Here is a 9,813-nt window from a genome sequence, read left to right as displayed (position 1 = left end):
ATTAGAAATATAATAGACCAAGTTAGAATCCCGCCCCAAACCGGACAATATAAAGTTTATATTATTGACGAGGTACACATGTTGTCTCCGGCAGCCTTCAATGCGTTTTTGAAAACTCTGGAAGAACCGCCAAAACATGCCATTTTTATTTTGGCTACAACCGAAAAACACAAAATAATTCCAACCATATTATCGCGTTGCCAAATTTTTGACTTTAAAAGAATTACGGTGAAAGATGCCAAAGATCATTTGGCTGAAGTAGCGAAAAGTCAAGATGTAGCATTTGAAGACGATGCCTTACATATTATTGCTCAAAAGGCTGATGGTGCCATGAGAGATGCTTTATCAATATTTGACCGTGTAGTTTCTTATTGCGGAAACAACTTAACCCGTCAAGCGGTTACAGAGAATTTGAACGTTTTGGATTATGAGACGTATATCAATATGACCGATTTGATTTTGGAAAACAAAATCCCTGAAGTCTTGTTGGCTTATAATGATATTTTGTCTAAAGGTTTTGACGGACATCATTTCATTGCCGGATTGGCATCGCATTTCAGAGACTTATTAGTTGCCAAAAACCCGGCTACCCTTTCGTTGTTGGAAATGGGTGAAGCCGCACAAAAATTATACGGACAACAATCGCAAAAAGTAACTCAAGAATTTTTGTTAAAAGGTATCGATATTGCAAATGATTGTGATTTAAAATATAAAGTATCTCAGAACCAACGCCTTTTGGTAGAACTGGCGCTAATGCAATTAAGCTCTATCAATTTTGATGGAGAAAAAAAAAAGTCTGACTTTATAATTCCACCAACGTATTACCGCAGGAATGATTATTCCATTTCGGAAGTTAATGAGCCATTAGCCAGAAGCCAAAAACCATTAGCCGAAGAAATTCAGAAGGTAGAACCCACAACGCAAAAAGCAGAAGAAATTGTTGATAAAGAAGTAAATATCAACAATCAACAGACAACCAACAACCTTCAACCCAAAGTTTCCTCCATGTCTTTGGCTAGCATTCGTGCGAAGAAAGAAATGGCAGAAGTTCAAAAGTCGACTGTAAAAGAAGTAGTGCATTTAGCCAGCGAACCTTTTACCGAAACGGAAATGTTGGAGCAATGGCTTAAATATGCGCAACGCATTGAAGATAAAGGATTTCGCATTGTGGCTTCTTTGTTAACGATTAATGACCCAATTCTTGAGGGCACAACTATCATTCACGAATTACCGAATGAGAGTTCTAAAATAGATTTTGAAAAAGAAAAGCCAGAACTTTTAGGTTATTTGAGAGGAAAATTACATAATCATGATATTACAATTGATGTAAAAGTGAATGAGACTTTGGTGCTCAAAAAGAGTTATACTCCACAAGATAAATACAACCGTTTGGCAGAACTCAATCCGAATTTAGAATTGATGCGAAATCTGTTTGGCCTAGAGATTAATGAGTAAACTTCACTGATCATAATTTTCCCTGATACATCGCTTTTACAATTCCGTCAGCCAAACCTATTTTTGGTACAAAAAGTTGACGAGCTCCGCTCCATTTCATAGCGTTTAAATATATTTTGGTTGCGTGTATGATAACGTCGGCACGGTCAGTATTTAATGCTAACTCGGCGATACGCTGTTCGTAAGTCAATGAATTCAAATATTGATATTGTGAGTTTAGGTATAAATAAGATAAAGGTTTGTCTTGTAATTTACCCGAGAGTTTGAATAGTTTATTGATATTTCCACCGGAACCGATTAGGATAACATTTTCATATTCGGCTGTGCTATTTTTTATCCATTTTTCTATTTCTTCCCAAACGATATCACTTACCATATTGTTCAACATTCGAACGGTTCCGATTTTGAATGATTTGGAGGTAATCATTTTGCCATTAGCAAACAGAGAAAATTCAGTGCTTCCACCACCAACATCCACATATAAATAGGTTTGATCGGTTTTTATGAAATCGTGCAAATCAGAAGACGCAATAATTGTAGCTTCAATTTTTCCGTCGATGATATCAATATCAATATCGCATTTTTCTCTAATTATATCTGCTACTTCTTTACCGTTATAAGCTTCACGCATGGCTGATGTAGCACAAGCTTTATATTTTTCTACCTGATAAACCTTCATCAAGAGTTTGAATGCTTTCATAGCATCAACCATTCTGTCAATATTCTCAACTGAAATTTCTCCAACGGTAAATGCATCTTGCCCTAAACGGATTGGCACCCGAATTAAAGAACTTTTATTGAATTGGGTTTCCTTATCTTTTTGTTCAACAATATTAGTAATAAGCAACCGCATAGCATTGGAACCAATGTCAATAGCAGCATATTTTTTAATTGAAATCATATTTTGAGGCAATAGTAATTAGCCAACAGGCAGTAGTTTAAATTTAATCGTTTAAGGTTTCCAACCTTTCTTTATAATAATTATACGTTTCGTGTTGGGCTCTAAAAATAGGTTCTCCCTCAGCACGAATACGGTATTTATTTTCAAATTTTTCAGAATGATAACGCGCTTTAACGTTCCCTTTCCAGCCAATATTAAAGGTATCAATAATTTGTTTTTTGATTTCATCATCATATATTGGACATGTAACTTCTACACGACCATCTAAATTACGAGTCATAAAATCGGCTGATGAAATATAGACTTCCGGATCTTCATTATTGCAAAAAATATAGGAGCGTGTATGTTCTAAAAAGTAATCCACAATACTAACGGCTTCTATGTTTTCGCTCATTCCCTTCACGCCCGGAATTAAGGAACAGATTCCTCTCACCTGCAATTTAATTTTTACACCGGCATTACTAGCTTCATATAGTTTGTCAATCATTGGGTAATCTGAAATACTATTCATTTTTAAATTAATATATGCTGGACGTCCCATAATTGCGTTATTTATTTCTCTATCAATCAACTTATAGAATTTAGAGCGCGTGTAATGAGGTGAAACAATCAAGTGTTTATAACGATGGATTCTATAATTTACATCGAAGAAATCAAAGATTTTAGAAACGTCTTTCAAGATTTGCTGATGACTGGTAAATAGCGTTAAATCGGTATAAATTTTGGCCGTACTTTCGTTGAAATTTCCAGTTGAAATAAAGCCATATCGCTTTAGTTTTCCGTCTTCAATTCGGTCAATCAAACATATTTTGCTGTGCACTTTTAATCCTTTGATACCAAAAATAAGTTCAATACCTTCCTGCTGCATTTGCTCTGCATATGATATATTACTGGCTTCATCAAAACGTGCTTGAAGCTCTATTTGAACAGTAACCTTCTTCCCGTTTTTCGCTGCATTTATAAGTGAGCTAATTATTTGAGAATTTTTTGCCAATCGATATAAGGTGATTTTTATCGAAGTTACTTTTGGGTCGAGGGCGGCTTCACGCAAGAATTTTATTAGATACGAAAACGACTGAAAAGGAGCATTAATCAAATAATCTTTTTTTGCTATTTTATTCAAAAGACTGCCATCTAGTGACAAACCATCAACCGGTAGTGGCACTCTAGGAGGATACAACAAATCAAATCGGCCAAGGTTGGGAAAGTTCATATAATCACGGCGGTTATGATATCTTCCTCCCGGAATCACACCGTCGGAAGCATCGATTCCCATTTTAGAAAGGAAAAATTTAAGCGTATCTTTTTCAATATCTTGATCATACACAAACCGAACAGGTTCGCCAATACGTCTATCCTTAACAGAAGTAGCAATCTTTTCGAGCATGCTTTTACTCATGTCACTATCGATGTCGAGTTGAGCATCACGTGTGATTTTTATCATGTGAGCTGAAATACTTTCGTAATCAAAAATGTTGAAAATACTACTCAAATTATAGCGAATTAAATCATCGAGCATTATCAAATATTGTTTTCCGTCTTTGTTGGGAAGCTCTACAATTCGATTGGTATTTTTTGGGATTTCGATGATGGCATAACGCACTTCGGATTTTGCTTTTTTTATTAAACCCAACACGCTCGATTTCTGTTCCGATTTCATTACCAATTTGACGGCTAAATAACCCGAAGTATCTTTTAACAAAGGAAATTCTGCCAAGTCATTTAAGATAATTGTAACGAGTTCGGGACTTATTTTTTGGATAAAAAAATCTTTTACAAAATTTTCGTGTTCTTCCGAAACTTCATTTTCATCTATGATAATAATATTTTGTTTTACTAATTCTTTTTCGATTTCATTGAGTACACGCAAACTTTCAGTTTGTTGTTTAATTACTATTTCTGTAATCTCTTTAACCAATTGCTGGGCAGAAATTCCACCAAGAATTTTTTCGCCTGTTTGACCTGACAAACTAAGTCGACGAATAGCGGCAAATCTTACTCGAAAAAATTCATCTAAATTATTGGAAAAAATACCTATGAATCGAAGTCTTTCTAGTAATGGGACTGATTCATCTGCTGCTTCTTGTAAAACCCTGGCGTTAAATGCCAACCAACTTTTTTCTCTATCTATATAACGAAAACGGGAATCTGTACTCATATTATCTTAAATCACTTGGGAAAATAACTTTTTTTGTAACTCCTTTTTCAATGTCATTCCAGGAGTCATTGTCAAATATAATCTTTACAAATCCGGAAGTAGAAACATTATCAATAAAAATGTTTCCAAATTTATTGACAAAATTTGTAATTGCCTCATTGTGTCCAAAAAGAATTAAGTTATCATAATCATTTGGACATGATTTGATAATTTTTTCCAACTTGCTTTCATCGAAAGTGTATAATTCTTCTTTAAAAATGATGCTTTCAATAGGATATGAAATATTTTGTGCAAAAATAACAGCAGTTTCTGAGGCTCTTTTGGCAATACTACTCCAAACCAAAAATGATTTTGGAATTTGGTTGCTAATTTGAGAAGAAACTAAATGTGCATCTTGAATACCTTTATTAGTCAAAGGTCTATCAATATCCTGAAGTGGCGCTCCCCAACTTGATTTGGCGTGTCTAACTAATATCAGTTGTTTCATAATTAAAAATTTTCAAAGTTATTAATAGTATAAATTTAAGTTTTTATGTCATTCAAAATTCATTTTATCTAATGACTTTAAAAACTCTATTTATAATAGTTATTTAAAAATGATATACAGGTTAAATTCTAGCAATATTTGACAAAAATATTCAATAAGTATAAGATTAGTAAAATGTCAAAAATAAAATAGTTTTCAAACAAGATCTTAAGGTAATTTTTGTAGTATTTTTATATTATTAAATGTTATTTTATGCACTTTATCTATGAAATTGTACATTTTATCGATATTTTTTTTGGTGGTTTAAATTAAACTATTTACTTTCGAACTGTAAAAAATAAATACTATGTTAAAATAGTAACCTAAACACCCCAAATGTCATGTCAAACTTTGCAACTAAAAAACCCATATTTAAAACTATAAAAATGATTGAAATATGCGATTTTATCGGGTATTCGTGTTGTTTGTAGATTTTTTATTAAAAAAAAAAAAAACTAGTTTACTTTTGAGTTCTTAAATAGAATAACCCAATTATCTATCTAAATATAACACATACAAAAAACACTACCAATGATGCTTTTACAAATCTATTCCACAAAACTAATTATTGCAAAAACAAATAACCCAAACTATTATTTAACCTTCAAACTAATCTAATATTGTTTGAAAAATCAAGTCAAATTATGAAAAGAAAAGTCTTCCTACTATTAATGTTAATTTTTTTCTACTCCAACATTAATGGGCAATTACGAAACATTAGTGAAGAGAGTGGTATAGTCACTGTTACTAATATTGATTCCTACTTCGATACTGCAAAAAAAAGTACAGCATCAAATGTAGCTAAACTTAATGCTCAGAATCTAAAAACGTTAACTACTAATGTTCAACCATCTGTTTATTGCTATTCAAATACAGTAAATACATATGGTGATATGCCAGTAAATTTGTTTACAGATATGAACTCATTGGCTCAAGTTGACAATTTAGTAACTTTAAAAAACAACATTGAAATTGTCATAATCAAAATAGATAATGCATCTCAATTAAACTCATCTATCAACTTGGCGTTACTTAGTAATTTTAAAAAATTAAAATACATCTACATAGTCTCTAGCATAGATATATCATCTAGTGAAATCGCAAATATGATTACTAACTATGATGAAAAATATAGTGTGTTTTATAAAATCGACAATGGAGATAATAAATAATTGAACAACAGAAGATATGAAAAATATATACTTAAATTCAATAACTAATAAGCTTAAATGTATTGCAATAGTATTGGTAATTCTTTTAGGAATTTCTAATACTGCTAATGCCCAAGTGAGAAAAGCTTTTACTCAAAGAACCTCTCAGTATACTCCTACCAAAAAGATATACAATGTTAAGGGAGACTTTACTATGTTAGGAAACACATGCTTAACTCCTCAAAATTATACTGCTACCACAAATAACAATGGACAATTTATGACCTATGTGGATACAGATGGTGATTCGAACACATTCAATTCCTCATCTTCAACATTGGTTCTATCATCAGAGAATGGTGCGGTGCCGTCTTGTTCCAACATTATTTATGCTGGTTTATACTGGACAGGAAAATCTTCACCTAATGCTACTTTCAATGTAACTAAGTCAGTTCCCAATGGTACACAAGCAATAAACAATAATTTGAATATAATAAATAATCAAAATATTGCGAACACCAACTATGCGCTTTCTGTAACCAGAGGAGGAACTAACAATAACCGTTATCCAGTCTATACTTTTACCGGAAATGGATTTACCTATGCATTCAGATTCTATAACAGCTCTGCGCCTAATAGAGTAACCTTATCTATAAACGGAGGTGCGGAATCTAATATTCCTGCTACTATAAATGGTGCTGGAACTCAAGCAACACTTACTACTCCTTATGCAATTACAGACGGGAATGTTGTTTTGACAATAAGAAGACTGATCCGCGATGCAGGAACAAACTTGTCAGCTGCTGATACTCAAAATTTCTCTAATGCTGATGTAAATGTTACAGGAACCGTTACTACTTTTGCAAATGTTACTAAAACATTTAACAAAAGAATTGTTTCGTTAAAAGGCCCAGCAGCATCTTCTTACACTCAAATTACTGCTGCTGCAACTGATATATATTATCCTTCAGGTAGTGATGATGATATTTATTCTGCGTACGCTGAAATTACTGATTATGTTAGAACCAATGGAATCGGGCAATATACAGTTGCTGACATGGCTCTTTTAGAAGGCGATCCTGGAGGAACTGGGTATTCTGGAGGCTGGGGAATGATCGTCATCTATGAAAATTCCAAAATGAAATGGAGAGACATTACCATTTTTGATGGTTATGCTTATGTAGTAGCAAGTAATACCACCGGTCATGATTTACCTGTATCAGGTTTCAATACTGTTCAAACTGGAAATGTTGGTTTAAAATTAGGATTAATGGCCAGTGAAGGTGATGTTAATTTCACCGGCGATTATTTCAGAATCAGAAATCTTAACTCAACTACTTATACTGATCTAAGTCATTCCGGTAATTCAACCACCAATTTCTTTAACTCCTCTATCAATGTGGGAGGTACTAGAAATCCGAATTTAGTAAATAATACAGGTATAGACATTGCCATGTTTAATGTTCCAAATAATAACAATACCGTTATTGGACCCGGCCAAACGTCAACCAACTTCAAATACGGAACTACTTCAGACACCTATTCTATTTTTGCAATAGCCATGTCGGTTGATGCCTATGTTCCTGAAGTTGAAGGTGTAATTACAACTACAACTATTAATGGTTCACCCGCTACTCTACCTTATATTATTCTCCCTAATCAAGAGGCTGGTTTCAGTGTTGACATCAAGAATATTGGAACTGAAACTATTAATAATTACAAACTTATTATTCCAATTCCTTATAATGCTTCTTATGTCCCTGGCAGTGCAGTTGGTACTATATTTAGCCCACAAACAACTCCTACTCCAAACAACATTAGCTTCAACCCTAGTTTAGGAGTTACAGGTTCTTTGGTTTGGGATTTCGGAACTTTAGTTTTACCACCAAACCCAAATACAATTTTAGCCAAATTAACCTTCAAATTAAGAGCAACATCCAATTGTTCGATTTTGAACAACGCTAGTTGTACAGATTTGATTTCTGTTAATGGATATTCAACAGGAATAAGTGGTATCACATCGGTGAATTTAAATAATACACCACTAATACAAGGCTATAAACCTATTGGTAATTGTTTTGGAGAACCTATACCTGCTCCTATTTATTTAACTATTGATGGTTCAAACTATGTATCTCAAAACTGTTCTGGCAATAATATCTTAAGAAACTTTACTTATTGTAGTGAAGATACTACTGTGGGTACTTCAAATATAGCCTCTAATTTTCCTCCGGGATCACTTTTCTTCAATGAATTCCCTGTAACAATTAATTCAATACAATATTCAGATAACAATCCTATTCCGCTTATTGCCGGTTCTACAGTCACCTATTATGCTGTTCCTGCCGGTGGTGGTAACGGATGTAACTTTCCATTCACTATTTCAAAATGTCCTTCTATTATTGCAGTAGACGACACCATTAGTGGTGGAAACGGAACAACAGGCAACTCTAATATTGGTAACATTCTAACTAATAATGGAAATGGTAATGACTCTGTAAATGGCAATCCGGCAACAACCAGCCAAGTAACCATATCAATTGTTACTCCTGCAACTCCTATCGGTGGAAATCCGGTTCCTTTAATCAATACTTCTAACGGTCAAGTTTCTGTACCTCCAGGAACACCTGCCGGTACTTACACTATTGTTTATCAGATTTGTGATATCAATAATATTTCAAATTGTGATTCTGCAACTGTAACAATTACTGTTAGCAGACCTATTATTGATGCAGTTAATGACAATGGAACTTCTATTATTGGTGCTTCCGGTGGACAAAGTGTTGCTAACGTTTTAGTAAACGATACTTTAAACGGAAATCAAGCTACTCTTTCAAATGTAATCCTTACTCAGGTTTCAACTACAAATCCTGGTGTTACTTTAGATCCTTTAACAGGCGCTGTAAACGTAGCTCCTGGAACTGCTGCAGGTTCTTACACTGTAACTTACCAAATTTGTGAAATAATAAATCCTACCAATTGTGACCAAGCAGTAGTGACTGTAACTGTTACACCACCGGCTATAGTAGCTCAAGATGATGTAGCTTCAGCTTCAATTGCATTAACCGGAGGAACTGCTTTTACAAATGTACTGTCTAATGATACTTTAAATGGGGTTGCTGTGGTGCCTTCAGAAGTAAATACAACTTTCGTATCGTCATCTAACCCAGGAATTACACTTTCTGGAACCAATGTAATAGTTGCACCAGGAACTCCAGCTGGAAGCTATACCTTAGTATATCAAATCTGTGAAATACTAAATCCTACCAATTGTGATCAGGCAACTGTAACTATTCAAATTACCTGTCCAAATGTGACTCAACCAATATTAGCTTGTTATGAAACTGCAAACTTCAATACTACAACTTGTGCTTGGGATGTAACAGGATCTCAACCTGCTGCTCCAACAGGATTAGCTTGCTACGAGACTGCTAACTTTAATACAACTACTTGTGCTTGGGTTGTAACAGGATCTCAACCTGCTGCTCCAACAGGATTGGCTTGCTACGAAACTGCAAACTTTAATACTACAACTTGTGCTTGGGATGTAACAGGATCTCAACCTGTTGCTCCAACAGGATTAGCTTGCTACGAGACTGCTAACTTTAATACTACAACTTGT

6 protein-coding genes are annotated in these 9,813 nt (G+C 34.0%); 3 read left to right on the top strand and 3 right to left on the bottom strand.

Translation table 11 applies throughout. The features are described 5' to 3' along the window. Window positions 1-1,455 (top strand): DNA polymerase III subunit gamma/tau (gene dnaX / locus ACOYLP_RS08515; RefSeq protein WP_422855751.1); only part of this gene is annotated, 1,455 nt, incomplete at its 5' end. A 10-nt stretch (window positions 1,456-1,465) separates the two neighbouring features. Here dnaX and ACOYLP_RS08510 read toward each other — a convergent pair. Genes ACOYLP_RS08510 through ACOYLP_RS08500 form a run of 3 tightly spaced genes read right to left on the bottom strand, consistent with a single transcriptional unit; the run spans window position 1,466 to window position 5,001 of the window. Beyond that, window positions 1,466-2,356, bottom strand: a complete 891-nt coding sequence (locus ACOYLP_RS08510; protein WP_422855750.1) for a Ppx/GppA phosphatase family protein — start codon at window positions 2,354-2,356, stop codon at window positions 1,466-1,468. A gap of 43 nt (window positions 2,357-2,399) precedes the next feature. Further along, window positions 2,400-4,514: a polyphosphate kinase 1 gene (gene ppk1 / locus ACOYLP_RS08505; protein ID WP_422855749.1), complete on the bottom strand. Its 2,115-nt coding sequence runs from the start codon at window positions 4,512-4,514 to the stop codon at window positions 2,400-2,402. A gap of 1 nt (window position 4,515) precedes the next feature. Next, complete coding sequence (locus ACOYLP_RS08500; RefSeq protein ID WP_422855748.1) at window positions 4,516-5,001, bottom strand: SixA phosphatase family protein; 486 nt, start codon at window positions 4,999-5,001, stop codon at window positions 4,516-4,518. A gap of 683 nt (window positions 5,002-5,684) precedes the next feature. Between ACOYLP_RS08500 and ACOYLP_RS08495 the strand changes: the two genes are divergently transcribed. Together ACOYLP_RS08495 and ACOYLP_RS08490 are read left to right on the top strand one after the other, a co-directional pair. Continuing rightward, window positions 5,685-6,212, top strand: a complete 528-nt coding sequence (locus ACOYLP_RS08495) for a hypothetical protein (protein ID WP_422855747.1) — start codon at window positions 5,685-5,687, stop codon at window positions 6,210-6,212. Window positions 6,213-6,228: 16 nt separating this feature from the next. After that, on the top strand, window positions 6,229-9,813 hold a 3,585-nt coding region (locus ACOYLP_RS08490; RefSeq protein ID WP_422855746.1), incomplete at its 3' end, for a hypothetical protein.

The sequence above is a fragment of the Flavobacterium sp. genome (genome assembly GCF_049318325.1).
Taxonomy (GTDB): Bacteria; Bacteroidota; Bacteroidia; order Flavobacteriales; family Flavobacteriaceae; genus Flavobacterium.
Note: the sequence above shows the minus strand (reverse complement) of the source record. Positions and strands in the feature narration are given on the sequence as shown.